This window comes from Herbiconiux sp. 320_LB, assembly GCF_059691755.1.
In genome coordinates, this window is record NZ_JCAWAD010000003.1 from 613203 (window position 1) to 633249 (window position 20047).

The window sequence follows — 20047 nt, forward strand, 5'->3', positions numbered from 1 at the left end:
GATTTGTTCAGCCAGAACAACCATTCGAGCCCCTTGCAAAGGATTGCAGCGGCTGTTACGGTCGCGGTGTCCAGCCCAAATCAACGACGATCCAGGGAGAGCTGACGACATGAGCGACGACCCGAACAACGGCGTGCTGACCGGGGCCACCCCGCCGCGCCCCCTGCTCACCCCGGGGCAGATGGCGGTCGACTACGAGCAGCGCGTCGACTTCGACCGGCTGCGGCAGTACCGTCTCGCGCGCGCCACGGCGGCGCTCGAGGCGAGCGAGTGCGGCGCCTTCCTGCTGTTCGACTTCTACAACATCCGCTACAGCACCCAGTCGTGGGTCGGCGGCGCCCTGGGCGACAAGATGATCCGCTACGCGCTGCTCACCCGCGGCGCCGAGCCCCATCTCTGGGACTTCGGTTCGGCCGTCCGCCACCACAAGCTCTACTCGCCGTGGCTGAAGACCGACCACAACCACGCCGGCTTCCTGGGGTTCCGCGGCGCGGTGAGCCCGACGGCCGGCCTGATGGTGGATGCGGTCACCGAGATCCGCGGCCTGCTCACCGACCTGGGCCTGGAGAAGCAGCCGGTCGGCATCGACATCGTCGAGCCGCCCTTCCTGTTCGAGATGGAACGGCAGGGTCTGCGGGTGGTCGACGCCCAGCAGCACATGCTCGACGCCCGCGAGATCAAGAGCGTCGACGAGATCATGCTGCTCAACCAGGCCGCGGCGATGGTCGACGGCGTGTACACCGACATCGTCGAGGCGCTGAAGCCCGGCGTCCGCGAGAACGAGATCGTCGCCCTCGCGGCCAAGAAGCTGTACGAGTACGGCTCGGACCAGGTCGAGGCGGTCAACGCGATCTCCGGCGAGCGCTGCAACCCGCATCCGCACAACTTCACCGACCGCATCATCCGACCCGGCGACCAGGCGTTCTTCGACATCATCCACTCGTTCAACGGCTACCGCACCTGCTATTACCGCACCTTCAGCGTCGGCCGGGCGACCGGGCCGCAGAAGGCCGCGTACAGCAGGGCCCGCGAGTGGATGGACACGGCGATCGCGGCTGTGAAGCCCGGCGTCGGCTCGGACGAGATCGCGAGCCTGTTCCCGACCGCGGAGTCGCTCGGCTTCGACGACGAGCTCTCGGCGTTCGGGCTGCAGTTCTGCCACGGCCTGGGGCTCGGCCTTCACGAGCGGCCGATCATCTCGCGGTTGAACAGCTACCGGGAACCCGTCGAGCTGAAGGCGGGGATGGTGTTCGCGGTCGAGACGTACTGCCCGGCGACCGACGGCTACTCGGCGGCCCGGATCGAGGAGGAGGTGGTGGTCACCGACGAGGGGCCGGTGATCCTCACCAAGTACCCGGCCGAGGATCTCGTCGTGGCCAACCCGTTCTGATGGACGAGCCCTCAGGCGCCCCCACCCTCAAGCACGTCGCCGAGCTGGCCGGCGTGCACATCGCGACGGCCTCGCGCGCCTTGAGCGACGACCGCGCGCACCTCGTCGGCGACGCGACCCGGAAACGGGTGCGGGAGGCGGCCGACGCGCTGGACTACCGCGGCAACGCGCTGGCCCGAAGCCTCCGCACCGGCGCGACCGGCACGATCGGCTTCGTGGTCGCGGATCTGGAGAACCCGTTCGTGGTGGCCGTGCTGCGCGGGATCGAGGAGGAGTGCCGGCCGCTCGGCTGCATGCCGGTCGTCGCCGAGACCCACGACGACCCGCAGCGGCTGCGCTCGGTGGTGAGCCGGCTGCTGCTGAACCGCGTGGACGCGATCATCATGAGCGCGGCACGGCTGGCCGACGAGGAGTTCATCCTCGAGCTGGAGAGCCGCCTGCCGGTGGTGCTGGCCGTGCGGGGGCTCGCCCGACCGGCTCCGGATGCCTCCGGCGCTCCCGGGGCGAGCCGGCATCGCGAGGTGCTCCCCGACGACGTGCAGGGGGCGAGGATGGCGACGGAGCATCTGCTCGGCCTCGGTCATCGCCGTCTCGCCGAGCTGCCGGGCACCCCGGAGATCTCGTCGTTCGCCGAGCGGTCGGCGGGCTTCCGGGCGGCGGTCGCGGCCCGCCCCGGTGCGGTCGACCTGTCGGGGCCGGATCACGCCGTGCTCAGCACCGTGGCCGAGGGCCGACGACTCGCCGCTGCGCTGCTGACCGCTCCGGCCGAGCGGCGGCCCACCGCCCTGCTCGCGCACAACGACCAGATGGCGGTCGGGGCGCTCGACGCCGTGCACGCCGCCGGCCTCCGCTGCCCCCAGGACGTCTCGATCGTCGGTTTCAACGACGTCCCCCTGATCGACCACCTCGATCCGCCCCTGACCACGGTGCGCCTCCCAGGCCTGGACGTCGGCCGTCGTAGCGCCCGCCTCACCTTCCAGGCCCTCTCCGGCGAGGCCCCGCCCCGCACCCGCACCGTCCTGGCCCCCCGCCTCATCCCCCGGGCCTCCACCGCCGGCCCGCCATCCTGACCCGCCCTCCCCGCCACCCCGACGTCGGCGCCGAAGTCGAACGCAACAGGCCGTACTCACCGACCCAGGGTGAGGCCTCGGCCGCGTAAGCGACCGAAGCCGAACATGTCGCGCTGCGCCGGGCGGGGACCGGCGCAGCCCGGGACGGGCGCGCGAAGCACGCCCGTCCCGGCAATATCACTGCGCTGTATACCCACCATCAATAACCAGTTCACTCCCCGTCGTGAACCGCGACTCGTCCGACGCCAGGAACAGCATCGCGTACGCCACGTCGTCCGGCTCCCCCAGGATCCCGAGCGGGTGCACCTCCTGCATCTGCTCGATGTACCCGGGCGTCTGGCGCGCCTTCTCGTAGTTCATCGGCGTCATGATGGTGCCGGGCAGGATGGCGTTGACGCGGATGCCCTCGGAGGCGTAGGTGATCGCATCCACCTTGGTCATCGTGCGCACGGCGGCCTTGGTCGCGTGGTAGACCGGCACGTCGGCGTTGCCGATCAGCGCGTACATCGACGACATGTTGACGATGCTGGTCTGCCCCGGCGTCTGCCGCAGGTACGGGATGGCGTGCTTGGTGCAGAGGAACGGTCCGCCGGCGTTGACCCGGTAGACCTTCTCCCAGTCGGCGAAGTCGACCTGGTCGGTCGGTTCGACGGGCCCGGCGATCCCGGCGTTGTTGATCAGGATGTTCAGCGCGCCGAAGCGCTCGAACACCTGGGCGAAGACGTCGCGCACGCTCTCCTCGTCGGTCACGTCGAGCAGCCACGACTCAGCGGTGCCGCCGGCGTCGCGGATCTCCCCCGCCACGCGCGCCCCGCCCTCGGACATGTCGACGAGCGCGACCGCGGCGCCCTCCCGGGCGAACAGCTTGGCGATCGCCTCGCCCATGCCGCTGCCGGCCCCGGTGACGATCGCGGTCTTGCCCTCGAGCCTCATACGAAGATCACCCCGCCGTTGACGTCGACGGTGGCGCCGGTCATGTAGGAGGCGTTGTCCGAGGAGAGGAAGTAGATCGCGTCCGCGATCGACTTGGGCGGGCCGGCGACCTTGAGCGGGATCTTCGACCACTCGATGTCGCGCATCTCCTCGAAGCTGATGCCGCGCTCGACGGCCTCGCTCGCGAGGGCCGCCTGGTGCATCCCGGTGTTGATGTTGCCGGGGGCGACGGCGTTGACCCGGATGCCGGCGTCGGCGAGCTCGCCGGCGAGGCACTGCACGAAGCTGATCACCCCGGCCTTGGAGGTGCAGTAGGAGGAGTAGAAGGCGTGACCGCTCCGGCCCCAGTACGACGCGACCGCGACCACGGAGGCTCCCGAGTCCTTCGGCAGCAGCGGGACGAGCTCGCGGCTGGCCAGGAAGACCCCGCGGAGGTTGGTGTTGTGCACGCGGTCCCACTCCTCGGTGGTGAGCTCGAGCACGGAGGCGCCGACGGCCTGCACGGTGCCGCCGACGAGCGCGAGCACGTCGAGCGATCCCGCCCACTCCTCGACCGCCTTGCGCGCCTCGCGGAGCGACTCCTCGGAGGACTGGTCGACCGCCAGCGGGAGCATCCTCGCGTCCGGGTAGCGTTCGGCGATCTCGTCGGCCACGCTCTGCACGGCCTCGAGGTTCAGGTCGGCGAGCACGACGGCGTCGCCCTCCGACACGAATCGTTCGACGGCCACGCGGCCGATGCCGCCGGCGGCGCCGGTGATGAAGACGGTGCGACCGGTCGTGGTCTCTGCCATGATCTCTCTCTTTTCTCCGCTCTCGCGGTCAGGGTGCATCCGCTCGCGCGGTCACAGGCCCGATGGTCGCGGCGGGAGGCCGGCCATCGCGTACGCGGCGTCGACGGCCCGGAGGTCGACGAGCGCCGAAGCGGTGGTGGTGGGGTACGGGCTGCCGTTGCGCACGGCGTCTTCGAAGGCCCGCATCTGATAGATGAAGCTGCTGGTGCGGCCGAGCTCCTCGACCCGGCTGTCGCCGCCGGTGAAGACGAGGATGCGGTCGTCGGTGTGCACGTAGCTGAGGTTCGCCTGGTGTACGGTCCCGCGGGAGCCGGTGACGGTGATCACGAAGTGCTGCGGGCCGATCAGGTTCATCTCGGCCACGGCCGGCGCCCCGTTGGGCAGCTCGTAGGTGAGCTCGGACCAGGAGTCGATCTCGGGGTGCGTGCCGTCGAGGTGCCCCATGGTCGCGGAGACGAGCGTCGGCAGACCGCCGAGGTCGGCCGCGAGCGTGTGGATGACGTCGATGCAGTAGATGCCGAGGTCCATCATCGATCCGCCGGCCAGCGGCCACGACCACCGGATGTCCGAGAGGTCGGGCACCGGCACGGTCATGACGGCGCGCACGTGCTGAACCTCGCCGATCTCGCCCGAGCGCACGATCTCCTGCAGCCGCCGGAAGACCGGGTGGTAGCGGTAGTGGAGTCCGTCGAAGACGACGAGCTCCGGATGCGCCTGGGCGGCCGCGTGCATCCGCTCGCCTTCTTCGGCGTTGCTGGCGAACGGCTTCTCGCCCAGCACGTGCTTGCCCGCCTCGATCGCCGCCAGGTTCCAGACGGTGTGGAGGCTGTTGGGCAGTGGGTTGTAGACGGCCTCGACCTCGGGGTCGGCGACGAGCGCCGCGTAGTCGTCGGCCACCCGCTCGATCCCGTGCTCGCGGGCGTAGACCTCGGCGCGGTCGCGGGCGCGGGCGGCGACCGCCACGATCCGCGCGCCGATGTCCTCCGCCGGCGGGAACAGGGTCATGTCGTTGATCCGGGCGGCGCCGAGCACGCCGATCCGCAGTGGTTCCTTCGTCATCTTCGACTCCTTCGCGCGGAACGCGGCTCAGACCATGGCGGCGACGAGCTCGACCTCGGACGGCGGGTTCGCCGGATCGATGTCGGTCGTCGTCCTGACCTGGCCGTCCTTCATGACCACGATCCGATCGGCCAGGGCCAGGATCTCGGGGAGGTCGTCGCTGATCAGCAGCACCGAGACCCCGGTCTCGGTCAGGCTCTCGATCAGCCGGTAGATCTCCGCCTTGGCGCCGACGTCGACGCCGTTCGTCGGGTTGTCCAGCACGAGCAGCCGCGACCCGAGGGTGGTCCAGCGGGCGAGCAGCACCTTCTGCTGGTTTCCACCGCTGAGGTTGCTGACGAGGGTGTCCGGCCCCGGCGTCTTGATGCCGAGGTCGGTGATCGCCTTCTTCGTGTTGGCGGACTCCTTGCGGTTGTTGATCACCGGCGAGCCGATCGCCGCGCCGACCTCGGGCAGCGAGAGGTTGTGGGCGACAGACATGCCGAGGACGAGTCCGTCTTTATGGCGCTCGGTGGGCACGTAGCCCAGTCGCGCGCGGATGCCGGCACGCGAGCCGTCGCGGTCCGGCGCCTTGCCGTCGACCTCGATCCGGCCCTCGACCCCCTTGCCCAGCTCGAAGACCGCGCGGCCGAACTCGGACTTGCCCGAGCCGACGACGCCGGCGATGCCGAGCACCTCGCCGGGCATCACCGTGAGCGAGACGTCGGAGAATCCTTCGCCGGTCAGACCCTCGACCTCGAGCCGCGGGGTCTGGCTGTAGTCGACGTGGTGGCTGCGGTTGTAGGCCTCGGCCTTGCGACCGACCATGAGCTCGTGGATGCGGGTCTCCGAGAGGGCGTGCGGGTCGTCCTGCACGCTCACGACCTCCCCGTCCTTCAGCACGATCATCCGGTCGCAGAGCTCGATGATCTCCTCGAGGCGGTGCGAGACGAAGACCTGGGCCGCGTTGGGCTGGATGGCCCGCACGAAGCCGAAGAAGAACTCGATCTGCTCGCGGGAGAGCGCGCTCGTCGGCTCGTCGTAGAGGATGACGGGGTGCTCGATGCCGAGCAGCCGCGCCTGGGCGAGCGACCGCACGATCTCCACCACCTGGCGCTCGGCGAACTTCAGCGTGCTGAGCTCGACGTCGGTGCGGAGACCGATCGAGAGCTCGTCGAAGATGTCCTGCGTGAGCCGCCGCATCCGCTTGGAGTCGAGCACACCGAAACGGGTGAACTTCGACTCCTGAGCGAGGAAGACGTTGGCCGCGACCGAGAGGTTGGGCACCAGCGCCTGGTGCTGGAAGATGCGGAAGACGCCCCGCTGGGTGGCCTCCTGGTAGGTGCGGAAGCTGACGGGCTGGCCGCCCAGCAACAGCTCGCCCTCGTCGGGCTCGGTCGTGCCGCTGATCATGTTGAGCAGCGTCGACTTGCCGGCGCCGTTCTCGCCCACGAGGCCGAGCACCTCGCCGACCCGGGTCTGGACGGACACGGACTTCACGGCCCGGACGGGTCCGAAGCTCTTGGAGAGGTTGCGCGCCTCGAACAGGGGCACGGTGCCGCCGGCGGAGGCGGGGACGACGGTGTCGGTGTCGGTCATGGCCGGCCCCCTACTTGATGACGCTGAGCTTGGAGCGGTCCAGCGTCAGCGCGACGGCGAGGACCACGACCGTGCCCTGGACGATCTGCTGCAGGTAGGGCTGGACGCCGAGGGTGTTCAGGCCCACCGTGAGCGTGGTGATCACGAGCACACCGAGGATGGTGCGGTGCACGCCGCCGACGCCACCGGTCAGCGCGGTTCCGCCCATCACGACCGCGGCGATCGAGTCGAGGGTGAGCCGGTCGCCCATGCCGGGAGTCGCCGCACCGACGCGGGAGGCGAGCAGGATGCCGGCGGCCGCGGCGAGGGCACCCGAGAGCACCATGACCCAGAGCTTCATCCGACGGATCGGGATGCCGGCCAGGCCGCTGACGGCCTCGGCCCCGCCGATGGCGAAGGTGTAGCGGCCGAAGCGGGTCTTCTGGCCGACGAAGGAGAAGATGCCCCAGAGGATGAGGGCCCAGACCGCGATCAGCGGGATCTCACCGAAGAGCTTGCCCTGCGAGATGCCGGTGAAGCCCTGCTCGAAGATCTGCACGGGCCGGCCGTTGACGAACCAGAGTCCGACGCCGCCGACCGCGAGGCTCACACCCAGGGTGGTCAGGAAGCTCGGCACCTTGACGAAGGCGAACAGGATGCCGTTCACCAGCCCGACGAGGATGCCCACCCCGAGCCCGGCGAGGATCGCGAGCAGCCAGTTGCCGCTTCCGGCGATGGTGGCGGCGACCAGGGCCGAGAGGGTCACGGTCGCGCCGACCGAGAGGTCGATGCTGCCCATCAGGACGACGAAGGTCATGCCGATCGCGACGACCAGGAGCACGGACGACTCGCGGAGGATGCCGATCAACGTGCTGAATTGGAAGAAGCTCGGTGCGAGCAGGGAGAACACGACGATGAGGATGATGATCGCCGCGATCGGGAGGAGGATTCCCCCACCCCATTTGAGCGGCCTGGCCAGTTGATTCACGAAAGGGACTCCATTGTGACTCGGGTGAAGAAGGGGGTTCCCTGCCGGCCCCGGCGGTACCGGGGCCGGCAGGGAGGGAAACAGTGCGGAAGGGTCAGTCCTTCAGCATCTTCCAGTGGTCAGCCCACTCGGCATCGACCGTGGCCCGGTTCGGGAGCGCGTCGGAGTAGGCCTGCGGCAGGGTGAAGTTGGCCGGCTTCGGCTCGAGCATCCCCCACATCTGCTCCATGTCGATCGTGTTGACCTCGTTCTGCGGGTCCCAGTCGTCCGGGTACGCGACGCGGCTCATCTTCACCCAGTCGTACGGGTTGTTGTCGCCCGTGTAGGTGTTGATGTAGTCGTCCACGTTGTCCGCGGTGACGAAGATGCCGCCGGTGTTGAGCATCCGGTTCAGCGGGTCGACCTTGGCGCCCTTGCAGTAGTCCAGGGCCTGCACGAAGCTGAAGCCGGCCTGGAACTGCGGGATGCCGGAGAAGCTGCCGAACATCTGGCCGGCCTTGATCAGCTGCATGGTGCTGAGGTTGCCGTCGATGCCGGTGATGGGGGGCAGGTCCTCGTTGGCGACGCCGGCCTCGGTGAGGGCGTTGAGGGCGCCGATTCCGACGTCGTCGTTCTGACCGAAGACCGCGTTGATCTTGTCGACGCCGACCTGGGTGATGATGCCGGCCATCGCCTGGCGGGCCGCGTCGCGGTCCCACTCACCCGGCTGCTCGGCGATCACCTTGATGCCGGGGTACTCGGCGAGCGCCCGGTCGAAGCCGGCGTTGCGGAGCTGGTCGGGGGTCGCACCCGGGTGGCCGGTGAGGTGCACCACGTTGCCCGAGCCGCCGATCTTGTCGAACAGGGCCTTGGCCACCGTGTAGGCGACCTCCTCCGAGTTCGGCGTCAGGTACGACACGTACTGGTCGCCGCTGTCGAAGGGCGAGGTCCAGGTGGGCTGCTCCCAGGTGTTGACGAAGCAGACACCGTTCTGCTGGGCGATGTCGGCCATGGCCGGCACGTTGGACGGGTCGGGTGCGGTGATGAAGATGATCTTCGCGCCCGCGTCGACCTGCTGCTGGAACTGGGCGAGCTCGGTGGCCGGGTCGCCCTCGTTGGTGAGGCCGACGTACTTTCCGTTGAAGGCCTCGACGGCGCGCTGCGCACCCTGGGCCCAGCTGGCGTAGTAGTCGTTGTTCATGCTGGTGAACAGCGAGACGACGGTCTCGCCGTTGAGGTTCACCGAGTCGGGGAGTTCGGACGACGGGGCGGACGTGGCCGCGCTGCCTCCCGAGGAACACCCGGCGAGGCCGAGCAGACTGATTACGGCGAGGCCGGCGACACCGGCGCTCAACACTCTGCGGTTCATTTCACTCCTTCGTGAGACGTGCAGGACACTGTGCTTGTCGAGACACACTTTACAGTTTGAGCTGTACTTCACAACAGGGTTAACGTCGGGTTCGGCAAAATTCGCGGCTTTCCGCCATTCTCCCTTCCGAGCATCGGGGCCGCTGTGGTAGTAGTGGCAGCGGGCGTTAATTTGCAGTGAACGACCGGCGGTGGCCGGATCGACGCCCGCCTGTCAACAAGGAGGCTGACTAATGGCGGATTTCCATCTCTCGGGACGGACGGTCGTGGTGACCGGTTCGGCGACGGGTATCGGGCGGGCGACGGTCGACGCGTTCGCCGCCGAAGGGGCGCGGGTGGCGGCGGTCGACATCGAGTTCGACGTGCTCTCCCGGCACATCGAGGAGGCCGGGCTCGGCGAGCTGGTCACCCCGATCCGGGCCGACCTCTCGACGGCCGAGGGGGTCGCCTCGGCGGCCCAGGAGGCGATGAGCGCGCTCGGCGGTGCACCCGACGTGCTCGTGAACAACGTCGGCGCGGGCCGGCTGAAGACCTTCGAGGAGCTGACGGACGACGACTTCCACCGCACCTTCGAGCTCAACTTCCACTCGATGGTGCGGATGAGCCGCATCGTCGTGCCGTTGATGTACGAGGCCGGCCGGGGCGCGGTGGTCAACGTGACCTCGGACCTCTCCCGGCAGGCGGAGGACACCATCGTCGACTACGCGGCCTCCAAGGCGGCCGTCGCCAGCGTGGCCAAGTCGCTGGCGCGTGCGTACGCCCCCCGGGTGCGCGTGAACAACGTCGCCCCGGGCCCGATCTGGACCCCGTTCTGGACGGACGCGGACACCGGCTGGCTCAAGAACCTCGAGGCGGCCTACGGCGCCGAGGGCGACGCCGCGGTGCAGGCCTTCATCCAGGACCGCGGGATCCCCGCGGGACGGATGGGCACGCCCGAGGAGGTCGCCAACGCGATCCTGTTCCTCGCCTCCGACCTCGCCGGCTTCACCACCGGCAGCACCCTCGGCGTCGACGGCGGGACCGTCCGCGCCACCCTCTGATCCCATCCCGATCCCCACCGGCCTCGACGAGGAGACCGGCGGAACCGAAAGGAACACGATGATCGTCAAGGACACGAACGTGCCCACCATGCTCGAGCACGGCGGCACCTGCCGGTCGTGGTTCTTCTTCCACAAGGAAGAGCTGCGCGACGAGACCGAAGGAGGCTACCTGGAGTTCATCGACGAGTTCGAGCTGGCCGCCGGCGCTGCTCTTGAGCCGCATTCGCACGACACCGACGAGTTCTACTACCTGCTCTCCGGCACGGCCCGGATGCGCGTCGGCGACGAGGAGCAGGTGGTCGGCCCCGGCAACCTGATCCGCATCCCCCGCAACGAGATCCACAGCATCGCCACGATCGGCGACGAGGGATTCCGCGCGCTGGCCTTCGCGATCAGCTACATGCCGAAGGACAAGACCGGGTACACCGCCTATCCCCCGGACGGCGAACCCCACTTCGTGCCGAACGGCACCGACAAGCTCGAGTCCGAGAGCTGAGCGGCCCGGTCATGCGACTGGAAGGCAAGGTCGCGCTCGTCACGGGCGCGGCCGGGGGGATCGGGCGCGCCTCGGCGGAGCTGTTCGCCGAGGAGGGAGCCGTGGTCTGGGCGGCGGACATCGCGGAGGGGCCCGCGTTCGAGCATCCGTCGGTCACCGCGATCGAGCTCGACGTGACCGACGAGGGTTCCTGGCGCGCGGTCGTCGACCGCATCGTCGCCGAGCAGGGCCGGATCGACGTGCTGTTCAGCAACGCGGGGCTCGTCGGGTCGTACGAGCCCGTCGACAGCATCCCGCTCGAGGACTGGCACCGGGTGCTGCGCGTCAACCTCGACGGCGTCTTCCTCGGCGCCCGCACCGTCGTACCGGTGATGCGGGCCGCGGGCGGCGGCTCGATCATCAGCACCTCCTCGATCTGGGGCATCGCCGGGGCGGCCGGGGTCGCCGCGTACACGGCGTCCAAGGGCGCGGTGCGCCTGCTCAGCAAGAACCTGGCGCTGTCGTATGCCGGTGACGGCATCCGCTCGAACTCGATCCATCCCGGCATCATCGACACCCCGTTGATCGCCGCTCAGGATGCGGACGTCACCGCGGGCGTGGTCGCCCAGACCCCGCTGGGCCGGCTCGGCCGCGCGCGGGAGATCGCCTACGGCGCCTTGTTCCTCGCCAGCGACGAGTCGAGCTACATGACGGGCGCCGAGCTCGTCATCGACGGCGGCTACACCACCCAGTGAGGGTGGCGCAGATGACGGGCCGTCGGGTCGAGCAGGTCGCCGAGGACGACATCGGGCAGCGGATCCGCTCCGCCCGGATGGCGCAGGGGCTGAGCCTGCGCGGGGTCGCCTCGGCGATCGGCGTCTCGGCGAGCCTGCTCTCCCTGGTGGAGAACGGGCGCACGAAACCGTCGATCGGCACTCTGACCGCCCTGGTCGGGCACTTCGGCATCTCGTTCGACGACGTGATGGGCGATGCGCCGGACCGGGCGGCGGACCACCCGTTCCTCGTCACCCTGGCGCCGGGCGCCGCCCTGACGGCGGGCGGTCAGGGCGGCGCCGCGGAATACGCCTTCGTCGTCTCTGGGGAGCTGACCGTCTCGATCGACCCGGTCGTGCACCTGCTCCGGGCCGGCGACTCGCTGTCGCTGGAGGGCGGGCGGATCGCCCGGTACCTCAATGCCGGATCGGTGCCCGTCGAGGTGGTGCGGTTCCTAGGCGCCGGCGCGTAGCATCCGGCCGCCTTGCATCCGCCTCGGCCTCCGTTTCCGTCTCTGGTCAGGAGTTCTCGGGCAGCCCGAGATCCCACTGGGCGGAGGCCGGATCGGGGCGCTCGGCGAGCACGGCCGCGAGCAGTCCCTCGTCGATCGGCGCCCGGGCGGCCTCGACCGCCTCGCGGAGGTGCGCGCGGTTCGTGGTGCCGACCACGGTGGTGATCGCCCCGCTTCGCTGGATGGCGTACTGGTTCGCGAGGAACGAGATCGACGCCCCCGCGGCCTCGCAGACCGCGTTCATCCGGAGGGCCGCCTGGACGACCGCATCGGGCGCCATGTGTCCCTCGGCCGCGAGTCGATGGACGGCGGGGGTCAGCAGCCCCAGGGCCACCGCCGCCGCGTTCATCAGGGCGACCCCGTTCTCGCGGGCCACGGCGCCCAGCTCGTCCTCGAGCGAGTTGTCGAGCAGCGTGCCGTGCGCGAAGTTCAGCACCACGTCGCAGTCGGTCTCGGTGATCACCCGGCGGGCCGCGGAGAGCGAGTAGCCCGTCATCCCGATGGCCCGGGTCTTGCCCTCATCGCGCAGGTCGACCAGCGTCGCGTAGCCGTCGGTGAGCACCGGGTCGAGATCGACGAACTCGATGTCGTGCAGCTGGAGCAGGTCGAGGTGGTCGGTGCCGAGCAGCCGGAGGCTCCGCTCGACGCTGGCCCGGATGGCCCGGGGGCTGAAGTCGAAGTGCTCCCCCGGGTTGCGGCCGGCCTTGGTGCCGACCAGCACGCGGTCGCGCTTGCCGCGGAGGGCACGACCGAGGCGCTCCTCGGCGTCGCCGTAGTACGGCGAGGTGTCGAAGAAGCCGATGCCGAGGTCGATGGCCTCGTCGACCGCCGCCGCACCGACCGCCTCGGGCACGGGCCCGAACAGCTGGCCGAGCGGGGCGGTGCCGAAGGAGACCGGGGTGATCTCCAGGCCGGTGGAACCGAGCGGGGTGGAGGTCATCGTCGTCCTTCCGTGGGGGCGAAGCAGTCCCGCGCCGCGGCGGCCAGCACGGGGAGGGACCGGTTGATCGGCTGAGCGCGGTGCTCGTCCGAGATGATCTCGACGCCCCAGGGGCCGTCGTAGCCGGTCGCCCGGATCGCCTCGACGAACGCGGGCACGTCGAAGGCCCCGCGGCCGGGGTAGAGGCGGCGGTCGATCGTGTCGTCCCAGAGCGAGCCGACCGGCTCGGCCGTCCCGTCGTCCAGCTCGACGACGAAGACGTACTCCGGCGGCAGGGCGGCGACGCTCGCGTACGGGGTGCCGGTGCGGAAGACGTGCCAGATGTCCACGCACAGCCCCGCGGCGGGGTTGCCGACGGCGTCGAGGAGCTCGACTCCCTCCTGGATCGTGCGGAGATTGGTCGAGAACGGCATCGGCTCGAGCGCGACCCGCGTGCCCCGCGCGGCGGCCTCGGTGGCGAGCGCATCCAGCTCGGTGCGGAAGACCTCGGGGTCGGTTCCGCCCTCCACCATGTCGGGGGCGATCTTCACGGTCCGTGCACCGAGCACCTCCGCGGCCTCGAGCAGGTCGGCGCGCACCAGGTCGGAGGCCTCGCGTCGCGGCCCCGTGGTCCACCAGTCGCCGAGGAATTCGAGTTCGACGTACCCCATCCCGTTGTCCTCGAGCATCCGGGCCAGCTCGGTGAGCGGCTGCTGCTCGCGGAAGGCGACCAGATCGGCGTGCACGATGCCGAAGCCGTCCCAGCCCGAGGCGGCGGCGGTCTCGATCCGCTCCCGCATCGGGATCGGGCTCCGCTCGTCTCCGCGTTGCGGGCCGGCGTCCCCCGCGGTGATCCAGCAGGTCGCGAGCAGGGGCACCGGCATGGGGTCTCCTCATCATCGAGTTAATCAGCGATTAACAGGCTAGGGGAAAATGTCTGTTCTCACTGCACGGATTTCCGGTCGAGGGCCGCCTCGGCCGCGATCAGCAGCTCGGGCACCCCCTCGGTCAGCCGCGGTCCGAACGCATCCCCCGGCCGCTCTCCGTGCCGCCACCGGGTGTGGATGGCCTCGCAGAACACGGCCGCCTTCCACAGGGCCAGCGCCTCGTACCAGCCGAGCTCGGCCAGGTCGGCGCCGGAGGCGGCCGCGTACCGCTCGGCCAGCTGCAGGCGGGTGAGGTAGCCGGGCTCGCTCGTCACCGGGGTGAGCTGCATGACCGAGGCGGGCGCATCCGCGTCGGCGTAGGTCGCCAGCAGGTAGCCGACATCGGCGAGCGGATCGCCGAGGGTCGACATCTCCCAGTCGAGCAGCGCGCGCACCCGGGCCGGGGCCCCGCGCTCGAGCATGAGGTTGCCCAGGCGGTAGTCGCCGTGGATCAGCGAGGCGCGCTGGGGCACCGGGATGCGCCGCTCGAGCCGCGCCGCGAGTTCGTCGACCAGGGGCAGGTCGCGCTCCGAGACCGTCGGCCAGAGCCGACGGAAACGGGACACCTGGCGCTCGAGGTAGCCGTCCGGGCGACCGAGCCCCGCGGCATCCTCGCCGTCGACCGGCACCGCGTGGAGCGCGGCCAGCAGGTCGACCAGCTGCTCGCTCGTGCGTCGCCGCTCCGCGGGCGCGTCGAGGGCCTCGGGGATGCCGTCGGTGATCACGACACCGTCGAGGTGCTCCATCAGGTAGAACGGCACCCCGAGCAGGGATTCGTCGGGGCAGACGGCGAGGATGCGCGGCACCGGTATCCCGTGCCCGGCCACGAAGCGCTGCACCTGCGCCTCGCGCACCATGTCGTGGGTGGAGCGCGGGAGCGGCGGCCGCGGACCGCGACGGAGGACCACGGTCTCCGGGCCGCGCCGGAGCGCGTAGGTGAGGTTGGACTGGCCGTCGCCGATCCGCTCGGCCGTCACCGGGCCTTCGCCGATACCGTGCTCGTCGAGGAACCGGGTGACGACGTCGAGCGGCAGCAGCGGGTCGGGGCGGGATGCCGGGCCGGGCGCCGGGTCGGTCGCAGGGCCGGGCGCCGGGCCTGGAGCCGGTTGTGGTCCGGCGTCACTCATCCGCGACCGCCGCCCTGGCCCGGCGGCGAGCCGACGAGGCGCGGCGGGCGATCGCCCACCGGTGCGTCTCGTTCGCCCCGTCGTAGATGCGGAACGGGCGCACCTCCCCGAGGTAGGAGACCAGGGGCAGGTCGTACGAGACGCCGTCGCCCCCGCACAGCTGCATCGAGCGATCGACCACCCGCACGATGGCCTCCGAGCAGAACACCTTCGCGATCGAGGAGAGCCGGGCGCCCTCGCGCGGGTCGGTGACCAGGGCCTGCGCGCACGAGGTGATCAGGGCATCCGAGGCCTCGATGTCGATCATCGAGTCGGCGATCAGCGCCTGGGCGATGCCGAGGTCGCCGAGCCGCGCGCCGAAGAGCTCGCGCGAGTCCGCCCGGTCGAGCGCGATGTCGAGCGATCGCCGGGCGAGGCCCAGCCAGCGCATGCAGTGCGTGAGTCGCGCCGGCCCGAGCCGCACCTGCGCGTAGCGGAAGCCCTCGTCGGGGGCGCCCAGCACGGCCGAGGCCGAGACCCGGCAGTCGTCGAAGTGCACGTGCGAGTGGCCTCCGGCGATGGCGTTCTCGGTCGTGCGGATGTCGCGGCCGAGCCGGAGACCCGGTGTGTCGGCATCGACCAGGAACATGGTCGCGCCGCCCGCGGTCTTGGCCATGACGATGAAGAAGCCGGCCCCGACCGCGCCGCTGATGTAGCGCTTCTCGCCGTCGATCCGCCAGCCGCCGTCGACCTCGGTCGCGGTCGTGAGGAGCGCCTCCGGATCCGACCCCGCCCCCGGATGGGGCTCGGTCATCGCGAAGGCCGACCGCACCTCGCCGCGGACCAGCGGGCCGAGGTAGCGCTCCTTCTGCTCCGGTGTGCCGATCTTCTCCAGCAGGTGCGCGTTGCCCTCGTCCGGCGCCATGCAGCCGAGCACGCTCGGGCCGATCGGCGAGTAGCCCGCCGCCTGGAAGACCGGCGACCACGCGGTGAGCGGCAGGCCGAGCCCGCCGTACTCGACCGGCCCGTGCGGGGCGTAGACACCGGCCGCGCGGGCCTCGCGCCGGAGCCGTTCGAGCTCGTCCGGCTCGAGCGGCACCCCGGGGGCGGGCTCGGCGGGGATGACCACGTCGCGGATGAAGACGCGCACCCGCTCGACCAGCGCCTGAAGGTCGGCCGCGGACTCCGCCGCGGTCGAGGCCGATCGCTCGCTCATGCGACCCCTCCCGCCGCCATCAGGCCGCCGTCGACGGTGAGCACCTCGCCGGTGATCCAGGCCGAGTCGCGCGAGACCAGGAAGGCCACGGCGCCGGCGACGTCGGCGGGTTCGCCGAGCCGGCCGAGCGGGTAGGCCGACTCCACCTCCTGCTCCTTACCCTCGTAGAGCGCGCGGGAGAAGCCGGTGCGCACCACGGCGGGCGAGACCGCGTTGACCCGGATGTCCGGCGCCAGCTCGACCGCGAGCGTCTTCGTCAGATGGGCCACGGCCGCCTTCGAGACTCCGTAGAGGCCGATACCCGGGGAGGGCGTACGGCCTGTCACCGAGGAGAGGTTCACCACCGAGCCGCCGTTCACCGCGAAGCCGAGCCGCTCGTCGGCGAGCAGCTCCTGCACCCAGGCCAGGGGCGTGATCACGTTGACCTCGAAGATCTTGCGCGCCACCTCGAGCTCGACGTCGACGACCGGGCCGAAGACCGGGTTCATGCCGACGACGTTGACCAGGGCGTCGACCCGGCCGAACTGCGCGGCCACCCGGTCGAGCACCTCGGCCCGGTGCTCCCGGTCCTCCGCCCGGCCGGCGACCGCGATCGCGCGCCCGGCCGGCAGGGTGGCGAGGGCCTCGGCGAGCGCGTCGGCGCGCCGGGCCGTGATGCAGACCCGGGCGCCGTCGGCGACGAGGCGCTGGGCGACGGCGAGACCGATCCCCCGGCTGCCGCCGGTGACCAGCGCGACCCCGTCGAAGGGCTCGGCGGCCACCTCAGACGACCTGACCGGCCGGCACGAGCCGTTCGACGAACCAGTCGGTCGCCGCGGTGGCGGCGCGGATGAGAAGCGACTGGTTGCTGTACAGCGCGAGGTGATCGGACTTGTCGATCACGACCAGCCGCTTCTTCGCGGTGGGGATCGCGTTGAACGCGCCGATCGCCTCGTCCCACAGGGTGATGTCGTCGTTCTCGGCGACGATCATCAACGTGGGGGTGTCGACGATCCGGTGCAGGAACGGCCGGATGTCGTAGGACATCAGCAGGTCGACGGATTCCAGCGTGGCGTCGAAGTCGTAGTTCGGCGCCTCGTTCTGCTGGAAGGTGTGGAAGACCTCGTAGCCCTCCGGGAACGGCCAGGCCGAGATCTCGTTCGCCGTGTCGAGGGTGAAGTGCGGCACCATCGTGTCGCCCTCGCCGGCGAAGCGGGTGCGGCGGGCGTCGAGGATGGCCTTCTCGAGCCGGCGGAAGTTGACGGTGCCGTTGGCCAGCCGCATGTTGAGGTAGCCCTCGACGACCGGGATCTGCGAGACGGCGGCCTTGATGCGCGAATCGGTCGCGGCGAGGATCAGCGAGTGGCCGCCGCTGTACGACAGCCCCCAGACGCCGATGCGGCTGGAGTCGACCTCGTCGAGCGTCTCGGTGAAGTCGATCGCGTGCCGGTAGTCGGCGATCTGCATCCACGGGTCGATGTGCTGGCGGCGGGCGCCGTCGCTGTCGCCGAAGTTGCGGTAGTCGAACAGGATGGCGGCGATTCCGTTCTTCGCGAACATCTCGGCGTAGGTGGGCTGCACGATCTCCTTGACGTAGCACCAGCCGCCGGCCATCACGACCGTGGGGAACGGGCCCTCGCCCTCGTCGGGGGTGAACAGCCATCCGCGGACGGTGTCGCCCTCGCTCACGAACTCGATGTCTCGCCTCACGGGTGATCTCCTTCGATCAAATGCGGTGAACAGAACGCGCCCCGCAGGACGCGTCGAACGGGATGCACGGCCAGCGTGCGTCACAACCGACCGGTCGGCCGGTCAATCTGTCGCCCATTATGCAGGATTCTCGCGGATGTCGCTATGCTGAGCACGTTGAGAACCGGCCCGCTGGCCGGTCGACCGACCGCGAAGGAGCGGAGCATGACGGCGATCATCGAGACGGGCGCCCTCGCCCTCCCCGCGCTGCCCGAGCCCTCGGTCGGCGAACTCGAGGAGCTGTTCGAGGCCGTCTGCGGGGTGAGGGCCTTCGAGCTGTTGACCTCCGACCTCTACCGCGACGGCGTGATCCCCGGCTTCGTGCACGTCTCGCTCGGCCAGGAGGGCTCGGCGGTCGGCGCCTGCCACCCGCTGCGCCGGAGCGACATGATCACCTCCAACCACCGCGGCCACGGCCACTGCCTCGCGAAGGGGATGGAGCCGGAGGGTATGTTCGCCGAACTCTTCGGGCGCGCGACCGGCTCGGTGGGCGGCCGCGGCGGGTCGATGCACATCGCCGACCCCGCGATCGGCATCCTCGGCGCGAACGGCATCGTCGGAGCCGGGCTCCCGATCGCGGTCGGCGCCGCCCATGCGGCCCGCACCCGCGGCGACGACGTCGTGGTCGCCTTCTTCGGCGACGGCGCCGTCGCCCAGGGCGTCTTCCACGAGGCGGTCAACCTCGCCGCGCTCTGGGGCCTGCCGGTGATCTTCTTCTGCGAGAACAACGGCTTCGCCGAGTTCACCGCGGCGGCCGACGGGCACCCCGCGACGCTGCGCGAGCGCGCGGCCGGTTACGGCATCCCGTACCTCGAGGTCGACGGCGCCGACGTCTGGGCCGTCGCCGAGCGGATGGCCCGAGTCGTCGAGCGGGTCAGGTCCGGCGGCGGCCCCGTCGTCGTCGAGGCGATGACCGACCGCTGGCACGGCCACTACGAGGGCGACCAGCAGCAGTACCGCGACACCGACGACCTCCGGCGCGCCCGCGCCACCGATCCGCTCACCCGGGCCGAGGACAGGTTGCGCGCCCTCGGGGTGGCCGACGAGCGGATCGCGGCGCTCCGCGAGGGCGCCTTCGCCCGGATGGCCGCGGCGGCCGAGCGCGCGAAGTCGGCGCCCGTGCCCGACCCGGCCGACGCCGGCCGTTTCGTGACCGCCGCCCGGCCGGAGGTCGTCGAGGGCGCCCTCGACCCGGCCGCCGCGCCGGTCAAGTACATCGACGGCATCCGCTCGGCCCTCGCCGATGCCCTGACCGACGATCCGCTCGCCTTCTTCGCCGGGATCGACGTCGCCGCGGGCGGCGGCGTCTTCGCGGTCAGCCGCGGGCTGGCGGCCCGTCATCCCGGCCGGGTGCTGGACACGCCGATCTCGGAGGCCGCGGTGCTGGGCCTGGGCGTCGGCGGGGCGATGGCGGGACTGCATCCGGTGGTCGAGATCATGTACCTCGACTTCATCGGGGTGGCCTTCGATCAGCTGTTGAACCAAGCCGCGAAGCTGCACTTCATGACCGCCGGCCGGGCCACCCTGGGGATGACCGTGCGCACCCAGTTCGGCGCCGGCCGATCCGCCGGCAGCCAGCACTCGCAGAGCCTCGAGGCGCTGCTCGCCCACATCCCCGGCCTCACGGTGGTCATGCCCTCGACGGCGGCGGATGCCTATGGCCTGCTCCGCAGCGCGATCGACGACCCCAATCCCGTCGTCTACATCGAGAACCGCACCCTCTACGGCCGCCGCTCCCTGCCGGCGCCCGCCGGGCACCGCGTGCCGATCGGGAAGGCCCGGATCGCCCGCGCCGGCACGGACGTGACCGTCGTCAGCTACTCGCGGATGGTGCTGGAGTGCCTCGAGGTGGCCGATCGACTCGCCGCCGAGGGGATCGACGCGGAGGTGATCGACCTCCGCACGATCTCGCCCTGGGATCGCGAGACCGTGCTCGCCTCGGTGCGGAAGACCTCACGGCTCGTGGTCGTGCACGAGGCCGTCACCGACTTCGGCGTGGGCGGGGAGATCGTCTCGACCGTCGTCGACCAGGCGTTCTGGGCCCTCGACGGTCCGCCCCGGCGGGTCGGGGCCGGCTACTCCCCCGCCCCCTACGCCCCCGGGCTCGAGGCGGAGTGGCTGCCGCAGCACGACGACATCGAGCGGGCGATCCGTGCGACGCTCGAGCCGTTCTGAGGCGGCCCGCATGAGAACCACGGAAAGCGCCCGCCCGGGCCT

19 protein-coding genes are annotated in these 20047 nt (G+C 70.7%); 7 read left to right on the forward strand and 12 right to left on the reverse strand.

The window, feature by feature from the left end:
• The first annotated feature begins 109 nt into the window (after positions 1-109).
• Positions 110-1390: a M24 family metallopeptidase gene (locus AC59HU_RS10755; RefSeq protein ID WP_497223377.1), complete on the forward strand. Its 1281-nt coding sequence runs from the start codon at positions 110-112 to the stop codon at positions 1388-1390.
• A complete protein-coding gene (locus AC59HU_RS10760; protein ID WP_497223378.1) occupies positions 1390-2460 on the forward strand; it encodes a LacI family DNA-binding transcriptional regulator in 1071 nt (356 codons plus the stop codon). The genes AC59HU_RS10755 and AC59HU_RS10760 overlap by 1 nt, the downstream gene beginning before the upstream one ends.
• 177 nt (positions 2461-2637) lie before the next feature.
• Here AC59HU_RS10760 and AC59HU_RS10765 read toward each other — a convergent pair whose 3' ends face one another.
• The 6 genes from AC59HU_RS10765 to AC59HU_RS10790 all read right to left on the reverse strand — a co-directional run bounded on the left by AC59HU_RS10765 (position 2638) and on the right by AC59HU_RS10790 (position 9136).
• The gene (locus AC59HU_RS10765; RefSeq protein WP_497223379.1) at positions 2638-3393 is read right to left on the reverse strand and encodes an SDR family NAD(P)-dependent oxidoreductase; all 756 of its coding nucleotides are present in this window, start codon (positions 3391-3393) and stop codon (positions 2638-2640) included.
• Positions 3390-4184 carry an SDR family NAD(P)-dependent oxidoreductase gene (locus AC59HU_RS10770; protein ID WP_497223380.1) on the reverse strand — a complete coding sequence of 265 codons (795 nt, stop codon included), beginning with the start codon at positions 4182-4184 and terminating at the stop codon, positions 3390-3392. Before AC59HU_RS10770 ends, AC59HU_RS10765 begins: the two co-directional genes overlap by 4 nt.
• Positions 4185-4235: 51 nt before the next feature.
• Positions 4236-5243: a Gfo/Idh/MocA family protein gene (locus AC59HU_RS10775; RefSeq protein ID WP_497223381.1), complete on the reverse strand. Its 1008-nt coding sequence runs from the start codon at positions 5241-5243 to the stop codon at positions 4236-4238.
• A 27-nt stretch (positions 5244-5270) separates the two neighbouring features.
• A complete protein-coding gene (locus tag AC59HU_RS10780; RefSeq protein ID WP_497223382.1) occupies positions 5271-6821 on the reverse strand; it encodes a sugar ABC transporter ATP-binding protein in 1551 nt (516 codons plus the stop codon).
• A 10-nt stretch (positions 6822-6831) separates the two neighbouring features.
• Positions 6832-7788, reverse strand: a complete 957-nt coding sequence (locus tag AC59HU_RS10785) for an ABC transporter permease (RefSeq protein WP_497223383.1) — start codon at positions 7786-7788, stop codon at positions 6832-6834.
• Positions 7789-7882: 94 nt separating this feature from the next.
• Positions 7883-9136 carry a sugar ABC transporter substrate-binding protein gene (locus AC59HU_RS10790; RefSeq protein WP_497223384.1) on the reverse strand — a complete coding sequence of 418 codons (1254 nt, stop codon included), beginning with the start codon at positions 9134-9136 and terminating at the stop codon, positions 7883-7885.
• A gap of 232 nt (positions 9137-9368) precedes the next feature.
• Between AC59HU_RS10790 and AC59HU_RS10795 the strand changes: the two genes are divergently transcribed.
• From AC59HU_RS10795 to AC59HU_RS10810, 4 genes are read left to right on the forward strand one after another with little or no spacing between them, the layout of a single operon-like run.
• A complete protein-coding gene (locus AC59HU_RS10795) occupies positions 9369-10175 on the forward strand; it encodes an SDR family NAD(P)-dependent oxidoreductase (RefSeq protein WP_497223385.1) in 807 nt (268 codons plus the stop codon).
• 58 nt (positions 10176-10233) lie between these two features.
• Positions 10234-10671 carry a cupin domain-containing protein gene (locus AC59HU_RS10800; RefSeq protein ID WP_497223386.1) on the forward strand — a complete coding sequence of 146 codons (438 nt, stop codon included), beginning with the start codon at positions 10234-10236 and terminating at the stop codon, positions 10669-10671.
• Positions 10672-10682: 11 nt separating this feature from the next.
• Positions 10683-11405 carry an SDR family NAD(P)-dependent oxidoreductase gene (locus tag AC59HU_RS10805; protein WP_497223387.1) on the forward strand — a complete coding sequence of 241 codons (723 nt, stop codon included), beginning with the start codon at positions 10683-10685 and terminating at the stop codon, positions 11403-11405.
• Positions 11406-11416: 11 nt separating this feature from the next.
• On the forward strand, positions 11417-11896 hold the full coding sequence (locus AC59HU_RS10810; RefSeq protein WP_497223388.1) for a helix-turn-helix domain-containing protein: 480 nt from the start codon (positions 11417-11419) through the stop codon (positions 11894-11896).
• A 46-nt stretch (positions 11897-11942) separates the two neighbouring features.
• On the opposite strand, the gene AC59HU_RS10815 is transcribed toward AC59HU_RS10810, so the two are convergent.
• From AC59HU_RS10815 to AC59HU_RS10840, 6 genes are read right to left on the reverse strand one after another with little or no spacing between them, the layout of a single operon-like run.
• On the reverse strand, positions 11943-12875 hold the full coding sequence (locus AC59HU_RS10815) for an aldo/keto reductase (protein WP_497223389.1): 933 nt from the start codon (positions 12873-12875) through the stop codon (positions 11943-11945).
• Complete coding sequence (locus AC59HU_RS10820) at positions 12872-13738, reverse strand: sugar phosphate isomerase/epimerase family protein (protein WP_497223390.1); 867 nt, start codon at positions 13736-13738, stop codon at positions 12872-12874. Before AC59HU_RS10820 ends, AC59HU_RS10815 begins: the two co-directional genes overlap by 4 nt.
• A 59-nt stretch (positions 13739-13797) precedes the next feature.
• Positions 13798-14907 (reverse strand): phosphotransferase family protein, encoded by a 1110-nt coding sequence (locus AC59HU_RS10825; RefSeq protein WP_497223391.1) that lies wholly within the window; start codon positions 14905-14907, stop codon positions 13798-13800.
• A complete protein-coding gene (locus AC59HU_RS10830; protein WP_497223392.1) occupies positions 14900-16102 on the reverse strand; it encodes an acyl-CoA dehydrogenase family protein in 1203 nt (400 codons plus the stop codon). The genes AC59HU_RS10825 and AC59HU_RS10830 overlap by 8 nt, the downstream gene beginning before the upstream one ends.
• Positions 16099-16863, reverse strand: coding sequence for an SDR family oxidoreductase (locus tag AC59HU_RS10835; protein ID WP_497223393.1), 765 nt, complete (start codon positions 16861-16863; stop codon positions 16099-16101). The genes AC59HU_RS10830 and AC59HU_RS10835 overlap by 4 nt, the downstream gene beginning before the upstream one ends.
• Before the next feature lies 1 nt (position 16864).
• Positions 16865-17791 carry an alpha/beta hydrolase gene (locus AC59HU_RS10840; protein ID WP_497223394.1) on the reverse strand — a complete coding sequence of 309 codons (927 nt, stop codon included), beginning with the start codon at positions 17789-17791 and terminating at the stop codon, positions 16865-16867.
• 204 nt (positions 17792-17995) lie between these two features.
• Between AC59HU_RS10840 and AC59HU_RS10845 the strand changes: the two genes are divergently transcribed.
• Entirely contained in the window at positions 17996-20005 is a 2010-nt protein-coding gene (locus AC59HU_RS10845; RefSeq protein ID WP_497223395.1) for an alpha-ketoacid dehydrogenase subunit alpha/beta, read from the forward strand.
• Positions 20006-20047: the final 42 nt, after the last annotated feature.

Bases quoted from the DNA above. Each gene is read 5' to 3' on its own strand.
- AC59HU_RS10770 (WP_497223380.1), bottom strand. From the start codon at position 4,184: ATGGCAGAGACCACGACCGGTCGCACCGTCTTCATCACCGGCGCCGCC.
- AC59HU_RS10780 (WP_497223382.1), bottom strand. From the start codon at position 6,821: ATGACCGACACCGACACCGTCGTCCCCGCCTCCGCCGGCGGCACCGTG.
- AC59HU_RS10800 (WP_497223386.1), top strand. From the start codon at position 10,234: ATGATCGTCAAGGACACGAACGTGCCCACCATGCTCGAGCACGGCGGC.
- AC59HU_RS10825 (WP_497223391.1), bottom strand. From the start codon at position 14,907: ATGAGTGACGCCGGACCACAACCGGCTCCAGGCCCGGCGCCCGGCCCT.
- AC59HU_RS10830 (WP_497223392.1), bottom strand. From the start codon at position 16,102: ATGAGCGAGCGATCGGCCTCGACCGCGGCGGAGTCCGCGGCCGACCTT.
- AC59HU_RS10790 (WP_497223384.1), bottom strand. From the start codon at position 9,136: ATGAACCGCAGAGTGTTGAGCGCCGGTGTCGCCGGCCTCGCCGTAATC.
- AC59HU_RS10775 (WP_497223381.1), bottom strand. From the start codon at position 5,243: ATGACGAAGGAACCACTGCGGATCGGCGTGCTCGGCGCCGCCCGGATC.
- AC59HU_RS10820 (WP_497223390.1), bottom strand. From the start codon at position 13,738: ATGCCGGTGCCCCTGCTCGCGACCTGCTGGATCACCGCGGGGGACGCC.
- AC59HU_RS10760 (WP_497223378.1), top strand. From the start codon at position 1,390: ATGGACGAGCCCTCAGGCGCCCCCACCCTCAAGCACGTCGCCGAGCTG.
- AC59HU_RS10755 (WP_497223377.1), top strand. From the start codon at position 110: ATGAGCGACGACCCGAACAACGGCGTGCTGACCGGGGCCACCCCGCCG.
- AC59HU_RS10765 (WP_497223379.1), bottom strand. From the start codon at position 3,393: ATGAGGCTCGAGGGCAAGACCGCGATCGTCACCGGGGCCGGCAGCGGC.
- AC59HU_RS10805 (WP_497223387.1), top strand. From the start codon at position 10,683: ATGCGACTGGAAGGCAAGGTCGCGCTCGTCACGGGCGCGGCCGGGGGG.
- AC59HU_RS10810 (WP_497223388.1), top strand. From the start codon at position 11,417: ATGACGGGCCGTCGGGTCGAGCAGGTCGCCGAGGACGACATCGGGCAG.
- AC59HU_RS10815 (WP_497223389.1), bottom strand. From the start codon at position 12,875: ATGACCTCCACCCCGCTCGGTTCCACCGGCCTGGAGATCACCCCGGTC.
- AC59HU_RS10795 (WP_497223385.1), top strand. From the start codon at position 9,369: ATGGCGGATTTCCATCTCTCGGGACGGACGGTCGTGGTGACCGGTTCG.
- AC59HU_RS10845 (WP_497223395.1), top strand. From the start codon at position 17,996: ATGACGGCGATCATCGAGACGGGCGCCCTCGCCCTCCCCGCGCTGCCC.